The 15581-nt window shown below is 55.6% G+C and carries 15 protein-coding genes; 8 read left to right on the forward strand and 7 right to left on the reverse strand.

Annotated features, from left to right (window positions below; all coding sequences use genetic code 11):
- Positions 1-12: 12 nt before the first annotated feature.
- The 3 genes from uvrD to Q9290_RS11815 form a co-directional block, all read right to left on the reverse strand.
- On the reverse strand, positions 13-2181 hold the full coding sequence (gene uvrD / locus Q9290_RS11805; protein ID WP_306079845.1) for a DNA helicase II: 2169 nt from the start codon (positions 2179-2181) through the stop codon (positions 13-15).
- A 179-nt stretch (positions 2182-2360) separates the two neighbouring features.
- Positions 2361-3068, reverse strand: coding sequence for an HAD-IA family hydrolase (locus Q9290_RS11810; protein ID WP_306079846.1), 708 nt, complete (start codon positions 3066-3068; stop codon positions 2361-2363).
- A gap of 76 nt (positions 3069-3144) precedes the next feature.
- On the reverse strand, positions 3145-4029 hold the full coding sequence (locus Q9290_RS11815; protein WP_306079847.1) for a LysR family transcriptional regulator: 885 nt from the start codon (positions 4027-4029) through the stop codon (positions 3145-3147).
- A gap of 238 nt (positions 4030-4267) precedes the next feature.
- Here Q9290_RS11815 and Q9290_RS11820 point away from each other — a divergent pair, with 238 nt between their 5' ends.
- Genes Q9290_RS11820 through Q9290_RS11855 form a run of 8 tightly spaced genes read left to right on the forward strand, consistent with a single transcriptional unit; the run spans position 4268 to position 10973 of the window.
- Complete coding sequence (locus Q9290_RS11820; RefSeq protein ID WP_306079848.1) at positions 4268-4993, forward strand: succinate dehydrogenase/fumarate reductase iron-sulfur subunit; 726 nt, start codon at positions 4268-4270, stop codon at positions 4991-4993.
- Positions 4990-5328, forward strand: coding sequence for a hypothetical protein (locus Q9290_RS11825; protein ID WP_306079849.1), 339 nt, complete (start codon positions 4990-4992; stop codon positions 5326-5328). Before Q9290_RS11820 ends, Q9290_RS11825 begins: the two co-directional genes overlap by 4 nt.
- On the forward strand, positions 5325-5663 hold the full coding sequence (locus tag Q9290_RS11830; RefSeq protein ID WP_306079850.1) for a succinate dehydrogenase/fumarate reductase transmembrane subunit: 339 nt from the start codon (positions 5325-5327) through the stop codon (positions 5661-5663). Before Q9290_RS11825 ends, Q9290_RS11830 begins: the two co-directional genes overlap by 4 nt.
- A 55-nt stretch (positions 5664-5718) precedes the next feature.
- On the forward strand, positions 5719-7464 hold the full coding sequence (locus tag Q9290_RS11835) for an L-aspartate oxidase (RefSeq protein WP_306079851.1): 1746 nt from the start codon (positions 5719-5721) through the stop codon (positions 7462-7464).
- A complete protein-coding gene (locus Q9290_RS11840; protein ID WP_306079852.1) occupies positions 7464-8402 on the forward strand; it encodes a fumarate hydratase in 939 nt (312 codons plus the stop codon). Before Q9290_RS11835 ends, Q9290_RS11840 begins: the two co-directional genes overlap by 1 nt.
- On the forward strand, positions 8402-9136 hold the full coding sequence (locus tag Q9290_RS11845; protein ID WP_306079853.1) for a fumarate hydratase C-terminal domain-containing protein: 735 nt from the start codon (positions 8402-8404) through the stop codon (positions 9134-9136). The genes Q9290_RS11840 and Q9290_RS11845 overlap by 1 nt, the downstream gene beginning before the upstream one ends.
- Entirely contained in the window at positions 9133-10623 is a 1491-nt protein-coding gene (locus Q9290_RS11850) for a CoA-acylating methylmalonate-semialdehyde dehydrogenase (protein WP_306079854.1), read from the forward strand. The genes Q9290_RS11845 and Q9290_RS11850 overlap by 4 nt, the downstream gene beginning before the upstream one ends.
- Before the next feature lie 23 nt (positions 10624-10646).
- On the forward strand, positions 10647-10973 hold the full coding sequence (locus Q9290_RS11855; RefSeq protein WP_306079855.1) for an NIPSNAP family protein: 327 nt from the start codon (positions 10647-10649) through the stop codon (positions 10971-10973).
- A gap of 500 nt (positions 10974-11473) precedes the next feature.
- On the opposite strand, the gene Q9290_RS11860 is transcribed toward Q9290_RS11855, so the two are convergent.
- From Q9290_RS11860 to Q9290_RS11875, 4 genes are all read right to left on the reverse strand, one after another.
- Positions 11474-12247, reverse strand: a complete 774-nt coding sequence (locus tag Q9290_RS11860) for a sulfite exporter TauE/SafE family protein (RefSeq protein ID WP_306079856.1) — start codon at positions 12245-12247, stop codon at positions 11474-11476.
- Between the two features lie 84 nt (positions 12248-12331).
- Positions 12332-13843 carry a tripartite tricarboxylate transporter permease gene (locus tag Q9290_RS11865; protein ID WP_306079857.1) on the reverse strand — a complete coding sequence of 504 codons (1512 nt, stop codon included), beginning with the start codon at positions 13841-13843 and terminating at the stop codon, positions 12332-12334.
- A gap of 5 nt (positions 13844-13848) precedes the next feature.
- Positions 13849-14343: a tripartite tricarboxylate transporter TctB family protein gene (locus Q9290_RS11870; protein ID WP_306079858.1), complete on the reverse strand. Its 495-nt coding sequence runs from the start codon at positions 14341-14343 to the stop codon at positions 13849-13851.
- A 65-nt stretch (positions 14344-14408) separates the two neighbouring features.
- Positions 14409-15395: a Bug family tripartite tricarboxylate transporter substrate binding protein gene (locus tag Q9290_RS11875; RefSeq protein WP_306079859.1), complete on the reverse strand. Its 987-nt coding sequence runs from the start codon at positions 15393-15395 to the stop codon at positions 14409-14411.
- Positions 15396-15581: the final 186 nt, after the last annotated feature.

Genomic DNA, 15581 nt, shown 5'->3' on the forward strand with positions numbered 1-15581 from the left:
CTCAGCCGGGGATCAGAGCGCCTCGAGCCGGGCGTAGGCGGTAACCAGCCACTTGGCGCCGCTATCGTCAAAATTGACCTGTACCCGGCTCTGGGCACCGGCGCCCTCGAAGTTGAGCACCACGCCTTCGCCGAACTTGGGATGCATGACCCGCTGGCCCAGACGAAAACCGGTCTGGTTAAAGGTGTCCTGCACGCGGTCCTGGCTGAAGCGGCCGTTGGGAATGGTGCGGGTCACCTTGGCCTTGAGCCGGATTTCTTCCAGACAGTCGGCGGGCAGTTCCTTGATAAAGCGGCTGGGGCGGTGAAACATTTCCCGGCCGTAGAGACGGCGGCTTTCGGCATGGCTGATATAAAGCTTTTCCATGGCCCGGGTCATGCCCACATAGGCCAGCCGGCGCTCTTCTTCCAGCCGGCTGCTTTCTTCCGCCGATAGCTGGCTGGGGAACATGCCCTCTTCCACCCCCACCATAAACACCAGCGGAAACTCCAGGCCCTTGGCCGAATGCAGGGTCATCAGCTGCACGGCATCGTCAAACTGATCCGCCTGGCCCTCACCCGCCTCCAGGGCGGCATGGGACAAAAATGCCGACAGTGGCGACATGTCGTCTTCTTCCGACGGCGTAAACTGGCGAGTGGCGGTGACCAGCTCCTCGAGGTTTTCCACCCGGGACTGGGCCTTTTCGCCTTTTTCCGCCTGATACATGGCCTTGAGTCCGGACAGTTCGATTACCCTGTCGGTCTGCACATGCAGCGGTAGCTCGCGGGTATCGTCTTCCAGCTGATTGATAAGATTGATAAAGCGGCTCACCGCCGCGGCGGCGCGGCCGGTGAGCACCTTGTCTTCCACCAGCACCCAGGCCGCCCGCCACAGGGTCAGCTCGCGATCCCTCGCCGCCTCGCGGATCAACCCCAGGGTACGCTCGCCGATGCCCCGGGTGGGGGTGTTGACGATACGCTCGAACGAAGCCTCGTCGCCCCGGTTGTTAATCAGCCGCAAGTAGCCGAGGGCATCCTTGATTTCCTGGCGCTCAAAGAAACGCAGGCCGCCGTAGATGCGGTAGGGAATGCGCTCCTGAATAAGTGCCTCTTCCAGCACTCGGGACTGGGCGTTGTTGCGGTAGAGAATAGCGCTGTCACTCAAGGCCCCGTCCTGCTGGCGCCACTGCTTGATACGCTCTACCACAAAGCGGGCCTCGTCCACCTCGTTAAAAGCGCTGTACACGGCAATGGGCTCACCTTCGGTGCCCTCGGTCCACAGCTCCTTGCCCATGCGCTCGGCGTTATTGGCAATCAGCTGGTTGGCGGCCTTGAGAATGGTGCCGGTGGAGCGATAGTTCTGCTCCAGACGCACTGTCTCGGCGCCGGGAAAGTCCTGCAGAAAGCGGGAGATGTTTTCCACCCGGGCACCGCGCCAGCCGTAAATGGACTGGTCGTCGTCGCCCACTATCATGACCCGGGCACTGTCGCCGGCCAGCATGCGCAGCCAGGCATACTGAATGCTGTTGGTGTCCTGAAATTCGTCCACCAGAATATGCTGAAAGCGCTGCTGGTAATGGGCCAGTATGTGCGGCTTGTACAGCCACAGCTCGTGGGCACGCAGCAGCAATTCGGCAAAGTCCACCAGTCCGGCCCGGTCGCAGGTGTCCTGATACACCTGATAAATCTGCCGGTAGGTCTTTTGCAGCGGATCGTTGAGCACCTGAATATCCCCCGGACGCAGGCCTTCGTCCTTGCGGCCGTTGATGTAGCCAGCCACCTGCCGCGGCGGCCACTGCTTTTCATCCAGGTTCAGGCTCTTGAGAATGCGCTTGAGCAGGCGCAGCTGGTCGTCCGAGTCGAGGATCTGAAAGTCCTGAGGCAGGTTGGCGTCCAGGTGGTGCGCCCGCAGCAGCCGGTGCGCCAGGCCGTGGAAAGTGCCCAGCCAGAGCCCGAACAGGCGCCCGCCCAGCAGTTGCTCCACCCGGCTGCGCATTTCGGCGGCGGCCTTGTTGGTGAAGGTCACCGCCAGAATGCCCGAGGCCGGTACCTGCTCCACCTGCATCAGCCAGGCGATGCGATGCACCAGCACCCGGGTCTTGCCGCTGCCGGCACCCGCCAGCACCAGCATGTTCTGGGAAGGGGCGGCCACCGCCTCTCTTTGCTTGTCGTTCATGCCGTCAAGCAGGCTGGATACATCCATCACAACTCCTGTCTTTACTTTAAAGGCAATACCGTGCAGCCGGGAGGGGGAAAGGCAGCCAACGCCAACACGCAGCAAGTACATCCATGTATGCTCGACGATGGCATCCCTGCCATCGACGGTTGGCTAAGGCTATCCCTTCCCTCTCCCGAATAGTATGTATTGCTGTAAGCCGGCGATTATAACAGCTCGAGCAGGTGCTCCAACCGCGTCAGGGCAACCTGAGGCAAACACTTCAGGTCGGCTTCGGTACGGCCGTTGTCGTTGAGCCACACCGCCTGACAACCACTATGCACGGCACCGGCCACATCGGTGCGAATATGATCGCCGATATGCAGGATCTCGGAGTGGTCCACGCCGGCCTGTTCCGCCAGCCGGTTAAACAAGTCTGGTGCCGGCTTCATGCGGCCGTCGGGGCCGGCCTTGAGCACGATCTCGAAATAAGGCGCCAGCTCGGTGTGCTCCAGGGGCATGTTGCCGTTGGTGATCACCGCCAGCCGGTATTTCTGTTTCAGGGTGGTGAGCACCCTATGGGTTTCCTCGGGCACGTTAATTTTACCCCGCTCGGCGAGAAAGCCCTGGTAGAAGGTCTCGGCCAGCTGCTCCGCTTTATCTTCCGATACCCCCTGCTGACGCAGGCCCTCGGCCAGCACGCGCAGGCGGCAGACGCTGACGTCGTGGGCCAGGGCCGGCTCTTCGGCAATCAGCCGGCGCTTGATGGCCGCCAGATTGTCAGCTCCCAGCAAAGTGGATTCCGGGTAATCATTCCGCAACGCCTGCAACAGCCAGTTTTCGGCCGCCGCCATCACCGGCACGTTGTCGTAAAGGGTGTCGTCCAGATCAAAGCTGAGTACCTTGATCGGCGCCATTCGTTTGTAGAAGCGCATGCGTTTGTTCCATTTTCGGTAATCGTGCGGGGATTGTACTCAAAAAAAGCGAGTAAAATCCTTAAATCTGCAGCGCTTATACGCGCCGGCTTCCCCGTATCGTCTGGGCCAGCTCCGAGAGCAGCTCTTTGGTCAGGTGCGCCTTACTGCTGCCCTCTTTTTCAATCAACCCCAGAACCCGGTGCGGAGCCTTGTTGGTAAAGGAAATGCGCTTCAGGGGCAAGGTTCCCGGATACTGGATGCTGGACTGGGGAATGATGGACACACCCAGGCCGTGATAGACCATGGCAGAAATGGCCTCCAGGGTATTCAGCTCCATAATGTCGTTCACCACTATTCCCAGATTTTTAAGGTGCTCCTCGATCAACTGACCGACAAATTCATTTTTATTGAAACGAATAAAGGGGTGGGTCTGCAGCAGCACTTCGGGAGGATCATTGGGTGAGTCGATGGGTGCAATCACAATCAGCGGCTCTATGCCAAAAGGTGTCCATTTAAGCCCCGGACGATCAGAAGACGGTTCGCTGATAATGGCAGCATCAATCGCCCCTCTGTCCACTTGGGCAATCAGAGAATTGGACTGGCCGCTGGATACGGAAATATGCAGCTGGGGTAAGGAGTCACGCAGGCTGGCCAGGGCAGTTGGCAGCACCCCGGTCAGCATGGTGGGCACCGAGCCCAGGGACAACTGCCCGGACAGCCTGTCAATAATCGCCGAGGTTTCCATCAGCTGTTCATAATGCCTAACCAGCTCCCTGGCCTTGGGGACCAGGGCAATGCCCACGGCATTCAGTACCGGTGGCCGGCGGGTGCGGTCAAACAGCGATATTTTCAACTCTTCTTCCAGCGCCTTCATCTGCATACTTACAGCGGCCTGAGTAATAAAAACCGCCTCCGCCGCTTCCACGAAGGAGCCTTTGTCGGCGATAGCAACGAGGGTTTTCAGATGACGAATCGACATGTTTACTACCTCGGTTGAAGTCTGGTGAAGGCCTGCGCAGTCTGACTCTGTCGGGCCAACTCCATCCCTGAGCACACCTCTGCCCGCCCATCATATCCAGCAGGGCACTTCTTAATAAAGTGTTAAGTTGGTGTTAAATTTATATCGTTATCATAAGAAAGACTAGTTAAATATGATGCGCTTAGTGAAGTGACAGCCATTGCTCCCGCAGTCATTTTTCCGATGAGGAACTAAGCGTATGGAAACCAAGCACGAGAAAATAAGCGTATCTGTCTGGCGCGGTCAGGAAGACGGTGAGTTCGACACCTTTCAGGTTCCCTTTGTGGAAGATCAAACCATTCTGGATCTGCTGACCCATGTTCAGCGCTCCGTGGACAGCTCTCTGTCCTATCGCTTTGCCTGCCGGGTCGGCATGTGTGGTTCTTGCGCCATGCAGGTTAACGGCAAGCCGCGCTGGACCTGCCGGACCCTGGTTCGCGATGTGATACAAAATGGGCAGTTAACCCTCAAGCCCCTGGCCAACCTGCCGATCGTCAAGGATCTGGTGGTGGACATGGAGCCGTTTTTCAAAAAATGGCAGTCGGCCAAAGGGCGGTTCGAGCCGTCCCCGACTCCCGTTGAGCACTTTGTGCCCATCAAGCCCGGCGACAAACAGCGGCAAAAGGCGGATGAAGCCATTGAATGCATCAACTGTGGTTGCTGCTATTCCGCCTGTGACGTGGTGGAGTCCAATCCCGCCTACCTGGGCCCGGCGGCCCTGAACCGGGCCTGGTCACTGATCAATGATGCCAAGGATTATGCCAACCCGGAACGACTGATCGCGGTCAGTAGCGATGGCGGCTGTCAAAATTGCCATACCAACTCCCAGTGCGTGGCGCGCTGCCCCTTGGGGCTTAACCCGACGCGATCCATCGCCGGCCTTAAAAAGGCAGTCTCCCTGGCCACGCTGAAGGGGGAAATATGAATAAAAGAACTGAATTCAAAGTGTGGCTGGCTCATCGCCTGAGCGGCATGCTGCTGGGATTATTCGTGGTCATTCATATTACCGGCATGATTGTCGCTATTCAGGGGGGCCTGTCCGCCTCCGAGATTCTGCAGCGAACCAACGGAAATTATTTTCTCGGCCTGTTCTATTCCCTGTTTACCCTGGCGGCGGCGACCCATTCCGTTATTGGTCTGCGCACCGTGGCAAAAGAGGTCATGAACTGGCAGGGGAAAAGTGCCAACCTGGTACTGGCCGTCTTTTTCCTAATGCTCTGTATCACGGGTATTTCTGCAGTAGGAGGTCTGGTGCTATGAAAAAGAATAGAGACAAAAAAGAATACTGGGCGTCGTTTATTCAGCGCTGGTCAGGCGTGGCTCTGGCCCTCTTTCTTCCTTTTCACTTTATGGTACTAAGCCTGATTCTTCAGGGTCCAGAAGTACTGGATGGTTTTCTTTACTGGGCTGACGCGCCACTCATCAAGTTTGCCGAAGCCGGCCTGGTGGGCCTGCTGGCCATTCACTTGCTGGGAGGGGTCCGGCTTTTGATTATCGAGTTCTTTGCCTGGAAAGAATGGCAGGGATATCTGATATCCGCAGCCGCTACCGGCGCCGCCGCGACGGGGTGTTTATTTCTTCTGAGGGCACTTTGAGTATTTGACCTTAACGCATCTTATTGTGTCCTTTGCAGGATAACGAGGGGGATTTATGAATATTGAGACCAAACAGACCGATATTCTTATTCTGGGATCTGGTGGCGCTGGCCTGTTTGCAGCTCTGCATGCCTATAAAAGTAATCCGGAACTGAAAATCACCGTGGCTGTAAAAGGTTTGCTGGGAAAATGCGGCTGCACCCGCATGGTACAGGGTGGATATAACGTCGCCCTGAACCCGGGGGATTCGGTAGAGCGCCATTTCATGGATACCATTCACGGCGGCTACTGGATTCCCAACCAAGAGCTGGCCTGGAAACTAGTGAAAACGGCTCCTGGCCGCGTGCTTGAGCTGGAAAACGAAATCGGCTGTTTCTTTGATCGGGTGGAAGACGGCTCTCTCCACGGCAAGGCATTTGCGGGCCAGACCTTTGATCGCACCATTCACAAAGGCGATCTGACCGGTATCGAGATCATCAACCGGCTCTCCGAGCAGGTCTGGGCACGCCCCATCGACCGGCTCGAGGATCACAGGGCCATCGAGATCATCAAGTCACAGGACGGTGACCGGCTTGCCGGTATTCTGATGGTCAACCTGCGCACCGGCAAGCCGCTGTTTGTCCAGGCCAAGGCGGTCATGCTGGGCACGGGTGGCGGCCCGACCATGTACCGCTATCACACCCCTTCCGGCGAAAAATCCTGCGACGGTCTGGCCATGGCACTGAGAGCCGGGCTGAATCTGCGAGACATGGAAATGGTGCAATTCCACCCCACCGGCCTGCTGGCGGGAGAAGGTACCCGGCTGACCGGCACCGTGCTGGAAGAAGGACTACGCGGGGCGGGAGGACACCTGCTCAATGGCAAGGGTGAACGCTTTATGCACTCCTATGACGAGCGTGGCGAGCGCGCCACCCGCGACGTAGTCTCCCGCTCCATTTATCGCGAGATGCGCAAGGGCAACACCACCAAAAGCGGCGGCGTGCATATCAGCATGGGCCACCTGGGTCCGGAAAATGTACGCAAGAAGTTTAAGGGCATGGTCAGCCGCTGCCAGGATGTGGGCGCGGACCTCGCCGGTGGCCTGGTCGAGGTAGTGCCCACCGCACACTACATGATGGGGGGCGTTGAGGTGAACGTGAACAGCGAAACTACCCTGCCGGGGCTCTACTGTGCTGGTGAAGATGCCGGCGGCGTCCATGGCGGCAACCGTCTTGGCGGCAACGGGGTGGCCAACTCCACCGTGTTTGGCGGCATTGCCGGTGACGTTATGGCGGACTGGGTAGAGCGCGAAGGCCGCTTTGCCGAACCGGATCAGGCGAGCATGGCCCGAGCCCTGGACTTTATCGAAACGCCATTCCGCAACCAGCCGGGGGACCTCAATGATCTTCGCTACCGGCTGCTCGACAAGATGTGGGATGACGCCGGCATTATCCGCAACGCCGAAGGGCTGGATCGCGCCTACCAGGATGTGATGGCCATTCGTGAAGAGTTGCTGCAACTGGGTATTCCCGAGCAGGCCAAAGCCTATAACCAGACCTGGCACGACTGGCTGAACCTGCATTCCCAGATCAGCGTCAGCCTCGCCATTATCAAGTCGGCGCAACTGCGCAAAAACTCCCGGGGTGCGCATTTCCGGGACGATTACCCCGACAAGGGCGATCTGGAAACCTCGACCTATATTCGGTCGAGCCAACAGGGCAATGAGATAGCAGTGACAGAAGTTCCGGTGGAGTTCACTCGGGTCAGACCCGGACAGACCCTGATTATGGAAGAGCAAGAAGCGAAAATGGGAGTCGCATGATGAGCGCAAAACGGATACCCCAGCAACTGGTACTGGAAACGGCAACGGTACTGATGGCACGGGCTGCCATCGATATTCCTCCCGATTACAAGCTGGCCCTGCAGCAGGCGGCCAGCCAGGAAACCGAAAACCTGTCCTGCTTTGTGATCAAGACCATGCTGGACAATTACGAGGTAGCCGAAAAAGACCGCCGGCCCATGTGTGCCGACACCGGTCTGCCACGATTTTATGTCAAGGCGGGAAACGAGGCCATGGTGGAAGGTGGCTTTGTGGCCTTGGAACACGCCGTGCGTGAGGCGGTGGTCAGGGGCACCCTGGATATACCCCTGCGTCCGAATCGCGTGCATCCATTAACACGCAAGGACAACAACAACAACCTGGGTATCCATGCACCGGAAATCGAATATACCTTTGAGCCGGGCGGCGACTGGATTGACCTGATCACCGTTCACAAGGGCGGCCTGTTCGGTACCGATTACCGTATGCTGTTTCCCGGCGACGGCATCGACGGTATCAAACGGTTCTTTCTCGATACCATGGCGTCATTCGGGCGCCGGGGTCTGGCCTGTCAGCCCGCCATCATAGGAGTAGGCCTGGGCGGCAACAAGGACACCTGCATGCGTATTGGGAAAGAAGCCGCCTGCCTGCGGGTGGTGGGGGATGTCAACCCGGATCCGGAAGTCGCCAAGCTGGAACGGGAGCTGAAAGAGCTCGGCAACAGTATTGGCATGGGCCCTATGGGCTTCAAGGGCAACACCTTGGTGGTGGACTGCCATGTTGAGGTGGCCTACACCCACACCGGAGGCATGCCCATGAGCATTCATTCCTTCTGTCATTCTTCCCGCCGGGCGGCGGCGCGTATTTACAGCGATGGCCGAGTGGAATTCAGGGACGATCCCCAGTGGTTCACTGACTTTTATCGCAGGGAGGGTATCTGATGAGTCAGATGAGAGTGGTCAAACTGCAAGTACCGGTATCACAGGAAGATGTCGACAAGCTGGAACAGGGAGATGTGGTTTACCTGACCGGCACCATCTATACCGCTCGGGAAGGGGTGTACAAAAAAGTGCTGGAAAGCGGGGATGAACTGCCGGTCGACATTCGCACCATTTCCAATGTCAACTTTCACTGTTCACCAGCCGCCAGCCCGAATGCAAACGGGGATTACGACGTAGGCGCCGTGACCGCCACTGCCAGTTTCCGTTTTGGCAAATGGATGAAGGACTGGTTCGACACCTCGGGTGCCAAGATCATTATCGGCAAGGGCGGCATGCCGGAAGAAGCCTACCGCGAGGTGTTTATGCCTTATGGCGCCCGCTATCTGTCAACGGTGGGATACGGGGCCGGCGCCCTGCTGGGCCGCGGCATCAAACGGGTGAAGGACGTGCACTGGCTGGAAGAAAACGGCATCGCCCAGGCCATGTGGATCTTCGAAGTGGAAGAGATCGGCCCCTTTATTGTGGATAACGACCGGGAAGGCAACAGCCTGTTTGTTAACCATGAACACGCCGTCAACGCCAAACTGGAAAAGCTGTACGAAGGGCTCAAGCCCCCCGCCCTAAAACGCTACGGCGAAACCACCAGTCGTGCCGATGAAGTGATCGGCGAGCCAGACAATACCCCCATTCAAATTGTCAATGTAATGCCATATCAAGGGAGTGATAAAAAATGAACCAATTAGGACACTATATTAATGGCGAAACCGTTATGGGTCGTGGTGACCGTCACAGCGCGGTCTACAACCCCGCCACCGGCATGCAGACCGGCCAGCTGACTCTGGCCACGGGAGCGGAAGTGGAGGACGCCATTCAGGCCGCCACCCGCGCATTGCCTGCCTGGTCGGCCACCCCGGCGGTACGCCGGGCCCGTATCCTGATGAAGTTTCTGCAGTTGCTGAACGAAAACATTGATGAGCTGGCCCTGCTGATCTCCAAAGAGCACGGCAAGGTGCTGGACGATGCAAGGGGGGAAGTCACCCGGGGCATAGAGGTAGTGGAGTTCGCCTGCGGCATTCCGCACCTGCTGAAGGGCGAATATAGCGAAAACGTGGGCACCCGGGTCGACAGCTGGTCCGTCCGCCAGCCGGTAGGCGTCTGTGCCGGTGTTTCCCCGTTCAACTTTCCGGTCATGGTGCCGCTGTGGATGTTCCCCATCGCCATCGCCTGCGGTAACACCTTTATCATGAAGCCGTCTGAAAAGGATCCCACCAGCACCCTGCGGCTGGCAGAGCTGTTTGCGGAAGCGGGGCTGCCTGCGGGCGTATTCAACGTGGTCAACGGTGACAAGGAAGCGGTAGACACGCTGCTGACCCACCCAGGGATCAGTGCGGTCAGCTTTGTCGGCTCTACCCCCATTGCCCGCTATGTACAAAAGGTCGGCATCGAGCACGGCAAGCGGGTTCAGGCGCTGGGCGGCGCCAAGAACCACGCCATCATCATGCCGGATGCCGATCTGGACTCAACTGTCAATGCGCTGATGGGCGCGGCCTATGGCTCGGCCGGCGAGCGGTGCATGGCGATTTCGGTGGCCGTGGCGGTCGGTGACATTGCCGACTCTCTGGTGAGCACCCTTCAGGAACGACTGAAAGAGCTGCGGGTATTACCCGGCACTCACCCCGACGCCGAGATGGGTCCGCTGGTCACACGGGAACACCTGGAAACAGTGCTCAGCTTTGTGGACAGCGGCCTCAAAGAAGGCGCCGAGCTGGTGGTCGATGGGCGCCGGTCCGATCACCCGGATCACGGGGACGGCTTCTTTATGGGTGGCTGCCTGTTTGACCATGTTACCCCCGACATGCGCATCTACCAGCAGGAGATCTTCGGGCCCGTGCTCTCCGTAGTGCGGGTGGATGACTATGAGCAGGCACTGGATCTCATCAACCGCCATGAATACGGCAATGGCACCGCCATTTTCACCCGCGAAGGCCACGCCGCCCGCGAGTTTGCCGCCCGCGTTCAGGCCGGCATGGTGGGCATTAACGTGCCTATTCCCGTGCCCATGGCCTTCCACAGCTTTGGCGGCTGGAAAGGCTCCCTGTTTGGTGACCACCATATGCATGGCATGGAAGGCGTACGCTTCTTCACCAAACTGAAAACAGTGACTTCCCGCTGGCAGGAAAACAGAACTCAGTCGCAGTTTTCCATGCCAACCATGAAGTAAGCACTCTGAAAGGGAAGAAAGTCATGTTTATTGATGAGCGTATTTATACTCTGAAAAACGGCAAACTGGGGGAGTTCCTCAAGTTGTATGAGGAGCTGGGCAAGGACGTTCAGGTCCGAATTCTCGGCAATATGGTCGGCTATTTTCATACCGATATCGGCCCCCTGAATCAGGTTGTGCATATGTGGGGATATGAATCCCTGGATGACAGGTGGCAGCGCCGCAAGGAACTGCAGGCCAGTGAGGAATGGCTGAAATACGCCCTGCAGATGCGCCCTCTGGTACAGAGTATTGAAAACAAGATACTGATCCCCGAGCCCTGGAGTCCCATCGGCGGAAATCAGAACTGAGCGTAATACCTTATCTTTTTCACAGCAGGACACCACTCCGGTCCTGCTGTTTTTTTATGCTCCCTGTAACCGGATCGTGGTGTCAAATCCCGTCCACAGCAACCGTCCCGCCAGCCCCCCCAAGAGAACAAAAAGCGCCCAGATCACCTTCTGAAACAGCTCGGCATTTATGCTGTCCGTCAACCGGTTACCTACCAAGGTGGCCAGCAAGGTCAGAGGAAGAAAAAGCAGGTAAAGCCCGACCAGACGGGGCGTAACCAGAAAAATAACCCACCGGGATCAACACACCGCTGAGAATATAAAAGCCACTGGTAGTGCTCTTAAACTGGGTCTAGCACCATCACAGCAGGTCTCCGTAAATGGTAAAGACGATCCTACCCTCCAAGCCCTAGAGCCCAATCGGCGGTAATAAAAACTGGGCGAAATCCCTTATCTTTTTTACAGCAAGGAGGTTACTCCAATCCTGCTAATTTGTTTATTCGTTCTGCAATCAAACCGGGTCAGGATCCCGTCCACAGCAACCGTCCCGCCAGCACCACCCCAAAGAGCAACAAAAACGCCCATATCACCTTTTGAAATAGCTCGGCATTCATGCTGCCCGTTAACCGGTTACCCACCAAAGTGGCCAGCCAGGCCAGGGGGAGAAAAAGCAGGTAAAGCCCGACCAAACGGGGCGTAACCAGACCGGCAGAAAAATAACCCACCGGGATCAACACACCGCTAAGAATATAAAAACCACTGATGGTGCTCTTGAACTGGGTCTGGCTCCATCCGCGTAATCCCCCATAAATGGTAAAGACGATTCCTCGAAGGGCGTAGGCAGAGCCCAGCATGCCGGCCAGCCCGCCAAAGAAGTAGCTCCAGCCATGCCCCTGCAGCCGATAACCGGAATTCGGCAGCAGTTTCCAAGTGGCCATGGAGATCAGCAGTATACCCAGCAGCCCTTTTACCACATGCTCACTGCCCAGGCTCAGTAACATCACTCCCAGAGGTACTCCAAGCAGGGCCGCTACCGTTGTGCGCTTCAGGGAACCGACCTGCAGATAATGCCGATCTTTCCACAGCGCCATAAAGGAAATGGTGGTGGACAGGCCAATCAGCAGGGGCACAGCCTCGCGCAACTCAATAAACAGGGTCAACAACGGCACCGCCACCAGACCATCACCAAATCCGATGGCTGCCCGCAATAACAAGGCCACAAACAGTATCAGTGCAATGTACCCAAGATAATTCACGCTCATCGCAAGACCGAGGGTTGAAAACACATAATCCATTATTAATTATCCTTAAAGACATTGATAAAAAATGGCTACCAACACAGGTTGGCAGCCATTGTTCAGCCGAAAAAGTAAAATCAACTACTGAAGGGATGAGGCCGCTGAAGTTCCTACTTTTTTCTTGCTCTTTCCACAAAAGTGGCTTTTGACAAGAAAGAACACGGCGATCGCTGTCAGAGTCCAGAACACCCAGGTGATCACTCCACGGAACAAAATTCCAAGGTCTCCATTCGACATCAGCATGGACTGCCTGAAGTTATCTTCAAGCAGCGGACTGAGAATAAAGGCAATCAAGAAAGGTGCAGATGGCACATCAAGCCGTAAAAATACATAGCCCAGCAGTCCCAGTGAGAACATAACCATGATGTCAAACATGGAGTTATTTACCGCATAGGTCCCATAAACACACAGCACCAGCACTGCCGGCATCAATATAGATTTGGGCACGTCTGCTACAAGCCTGAAAATGCGAATTGAAAATCCACCAATAAAAAACAGAAAAAACGAGCTCAGTAGCAGTCCCATGAAGAGAGCATACACCAAGCTACCGTTGGTTTCGAACAGCATGGGGCCAGGCTGGATGCCATGAATCATAAAGGCACCGATAATAATGGCGGTAATCACGTCACCAGGAATCCCCAAAGCCAGCAAAGGTATAAGGGTCGACCCACAGACTCCGTTATTACCCGCCTCCGCCGCCGCCACGCCTTCTATTTCCCCCTTACCAAAGTTATTTTTATTAAAGGACTTACGCTTAGCTTCGCTGTAGGAAAGAAAGGCGGCAGGAGCGGCGCCGATACCCGGAATGGCCCCCAGTACCACACCAATAACACTACCCCGACAGATAGAACGAAAACAACGTTTGTATTCCTGCAACGACACCATATTGCTGCCCAGTTGGCGAACCTTGCCATTGTCATCCGACGGGTTCAGAGCAAAGGCAATGATCTCCGGAAGAGCAAATAGACCGATAAGCACCACAATAAAGTTGAGGCCGCTCATCAGATCCACACTACCCATAGTAAAGCGATCGGTCCCGTACACCAGATCCAGGCCAACGGTCGCCAGCAACAGCCCCAAAGCGGCAGAGAAAAGCCCCTTCATCAGGTTTTCACCAGATATACCGGCAATGATCATCAGTGAGAACACCATCAGGGTAAAATATTCAGGCGGGCCAAAGCTCATGGCGAACGAAGCCAGCCAGCCAGCAAACATGATCAGGGACAGATTAGAAATAATGTCTGCGGTACAGGACGCATACAGCGCCATACCCAGCGCCTTTCCCGCCTGCCCCTTGTCAGCCATGGGATAGCCATCCAGAATGGTGGCACTGGAAGCCGGCGTACCCGGTGTTTTGATCAAGATGGCCGGTATGGAGCCACCAAAGACACCTCCCTTGTACACCCCCAGCAACAATAGAATGCCCACCACTGGCTCCAGTGCAAAGGTGAACGGCAATGTCAGCGCCACCGCCATGGTCGCAGACATGCCAGGAATGGCCCCGCAAATAACACCAACAGCCACTCCCACAGCCAAGGCCAGTATACTGTTCCACTGGGCAACCATTGAAAAAGCGTCAAACATTGTATCCATTATACTCATGGCAACCTCACCATTTCACTCTGGGGTATACTTACGCCGGCCACATGATAAAAAAATGCGTACAATATTATGGGTAAGAGAATGCCGACAATAACGGCAGAAAGTCGATGCTTGGTTTTGTAGATAAAAACTGAAAGGAAAATATATGAAATACTGGACCCCCATACCATACCAAGATCGGGAAGTAGAAGATAATAACCAACAAAAAATAAGATGAGGAGCAGTATAGGCAACTCCTTTTTATAAGAAACCAAGCCATGATTCCTGGACGACTCAGCCTCCTTACTTTTTGATAACGAGGTGGCCATCATGACAACCCCAATCAGTAACATCATCCATGAAATGACATTCGGCCAAAAAGCTGGATCCAGAACTAACAATCTGACATTTGTAGGCGATATCACTGCAACCGGAACGACATAATAAATCAACAGTAGAGACAGAGATAAAACCCCGACACCGATGGAGAAGTCTTTGTTTTTAAAAAGCATGAAGTGAGCCTCATGTTTATTAAAAAGTCATGCGCACCGTAAAGAGTGCGCATGAATAAGGAAAATCAATTAACCTGCATATTCATTTTCACCACCAACTCCCTAAAGGCGTGATACTGACCGTTAATAAACTTTTCCGACTCCTCCGGTCCCATATTCACAACAATGGAGCCCAGTTTTTCCATACTATCCACAAAGGTGGGGTTACGAGTGGCGGTATTCATCCATTTTTCCCAAGATGCCACCACTTCGGGCTTTAATGTTTCAGGCCCCGCTATGCCGGTCCAGCCAAGCAATGCTTCCAGCTCGGGATGGCCCAGCTCAGAGGCCGTGGGAGCATCAATACCCTGCAACCTTTCTTTAGTAGTCACCAGCAATGGATTGGCCTGACCATTCTTGATAAAACCGGCCACCGCCGCAGAGCTTTCACACAAAAAGGTGGCCGTTCCGTTCAATACAGCCGTGGCTGCCTCTCCACCTCCCCTCATGGGTAAATGTACTGTGCTTTCCAAAGGCTTTTCCACACCGAAAGCATTCATCACCATAGTGCCGGCCAGCTGCTGTAAGGAGCCCACCCCCGATGAGCTGTAACTGACTGAGCCCGGTTCAGCGCGCACTTTGTCCACCAACTGGTTGATGGACTCAATACCGCTCTCGCGGCTGGTAATACACACCACTGGATTAATTTCATAAACTCCCACCATTTTGAAGTCTTCCAGCTGGTAAGGCAGGGTTTTCTTCATGGCAGGGTTAACTGTATGAGAGCCCACCCGGGCAGCCATCATTGTATAGCCGTCCCCCTTGCTGTGGGCGACAAAGGCTGAGCCGGCAGCGCCCCCCGCACCGGTACGGTTGACCAGCACCAGAGGTTTCGATACCTCATCCGCCATCGCCTGAGCCAGCGCACGTGCCGAGATATCCGTAACACCGCCGGTGCCATAGGGGATCACCAGAGATATGGGACGGCTGGGGTATTCCGCGTAGGCAGGGCAGGAAAGGGCGATACCGGCGCTTAAAAGCAGCGTGGTTTTGAGCAGGTTATTTATAGCCATGTTTAATCCTTTAAACTAAGTCGGTTCAATCTTCAAAAGACTTCACTGATGGCTAGGAGCGCTGCATATCACAAGAACGCAACCACTGATAACCATGTGACAACAGAAAGGTAACATAACAAAAACAAACTAAGATTGATTTTTTATTGACTAGTTCTTAAGCAGCAATTAAGAACACTTAACCGG

Origin of the sequence: Oceanimonas aquatica (assembly GCF_030732065.1) — a bacterium.
Lineage (GTDB): Bacteria > Pseudomonadota > Gammaproteobacteria > Enterobacterales > Aeromonadaceae > Oceanimonas.

Excerpts from the sequence above, each read along its gene's own strand:
- Q9290_RS11825 (WP_306079849.1), top strand. The coding sequence starts at position 4,990 with ATGAATAAAAGAACTGAATTCAAAGTGTGGCTGGCTCATCGCCTGAGC.
- uvrD (WP_306079845.1), bottom strand. The coding sequence starts at position 2,181 with ATGGATGTATCCAGCCTGCTTGACGGCATGAACGACAAGCAAAGAGAG.
- Q9290_RS11875 (WP_306079859.1), bottom strand. The coding sequence starts at position 15,395 with ATGGCTATAAATAACCTGCTCAAAACCACGCTGCTTTTAAGCGCCGGT.
- Q9290_RS11835 (WP_306079851.1), top strand. The coding sequence starts at position 5,719 with ATGAATATTGAGACCAAACAGACCGATATTCTTATTCTGGGATCTGGT.
- Q9290_RS11840 (WP_306079852.1), top strand. The coding sequence starts at position 7,464 with ATGAGCGCAAAACGGATACCCCAGCAACTGGTACTGGAAACGGCAACG.
- Q9290_RS11810 (WP_306079846.1), bottom strand. The coding sequence starts at position 3,068 with ATGCGCTTCTACAAACGAATGGCGCCGATCAAGGTACTCAGCTTTGAT.
- Q9290_RS11870 (WP_306079858.1), bottom strand. The coding sequence starts at position 14,343 with ATGCTTTTTAAAAACAAAGACTTCTCCATCGGTGTCGGGGTTTTATCT.
- Q9290_RS11855 (WP_306079855.1), top strand. The coding sequence starts at position 10,647 with ATGTTTATTGATGAGCGTATTTATACTCTGAAAAACGGCAAACTGGGG.
- Q9290_RS11815 (WP_306079847.1), bottom strand. The coding sequence starts at position 4,029 with ATGTCGATTCGTCATCTGAAAACCCTCGTTGCTATCGCCGACAAAGGC.
- Q9290_RS11830 (WP_306079850.1), top strand. The coding sequence starts at position 5,325 with ATGAAAAAGAATAGAGACAAAAAAGAATACTGGGCGTCGTTTATTCAG.
- Q9290_RS11820 (WP_306079848.1), top strand. The coding sequence starts at position 4,268 with ATGGAAACCAAGCACGAGAAAATAAGCGTATCTGTCTGGCGCGGTCAG.
- Q9290_RS11850 (WP_306079854.1), top strand. The coding sequence starts at position 9,133 with ATGAACCAATTAGGACACTATATTAATGGCGAAACCGTTATGGGTCGT.
- Q9290_RS11865 (WP_306079857.1), bottom strand. The coding sequence starts at position 13,843 with ATGGATACAATGTTTGACGCTTTTTCAATGGTTGCCCAGTGGAACAGT.
- Q9290_RS11860 (WP_306079856.1), bottom strand. The coding sequence starts at position 12,247 with ATGGATTATGTGTTTTCAACCCTCGGTCTTGCGATGAGCGTGAATTAT.
- Q9290_RS11845 (WP_306079853.1), top strand. The coding sequence starts at position 8,402 with ATGAGTCAGATGAGAGTGGTCAAACTGCAAGTACCGGTATCACAGGAA.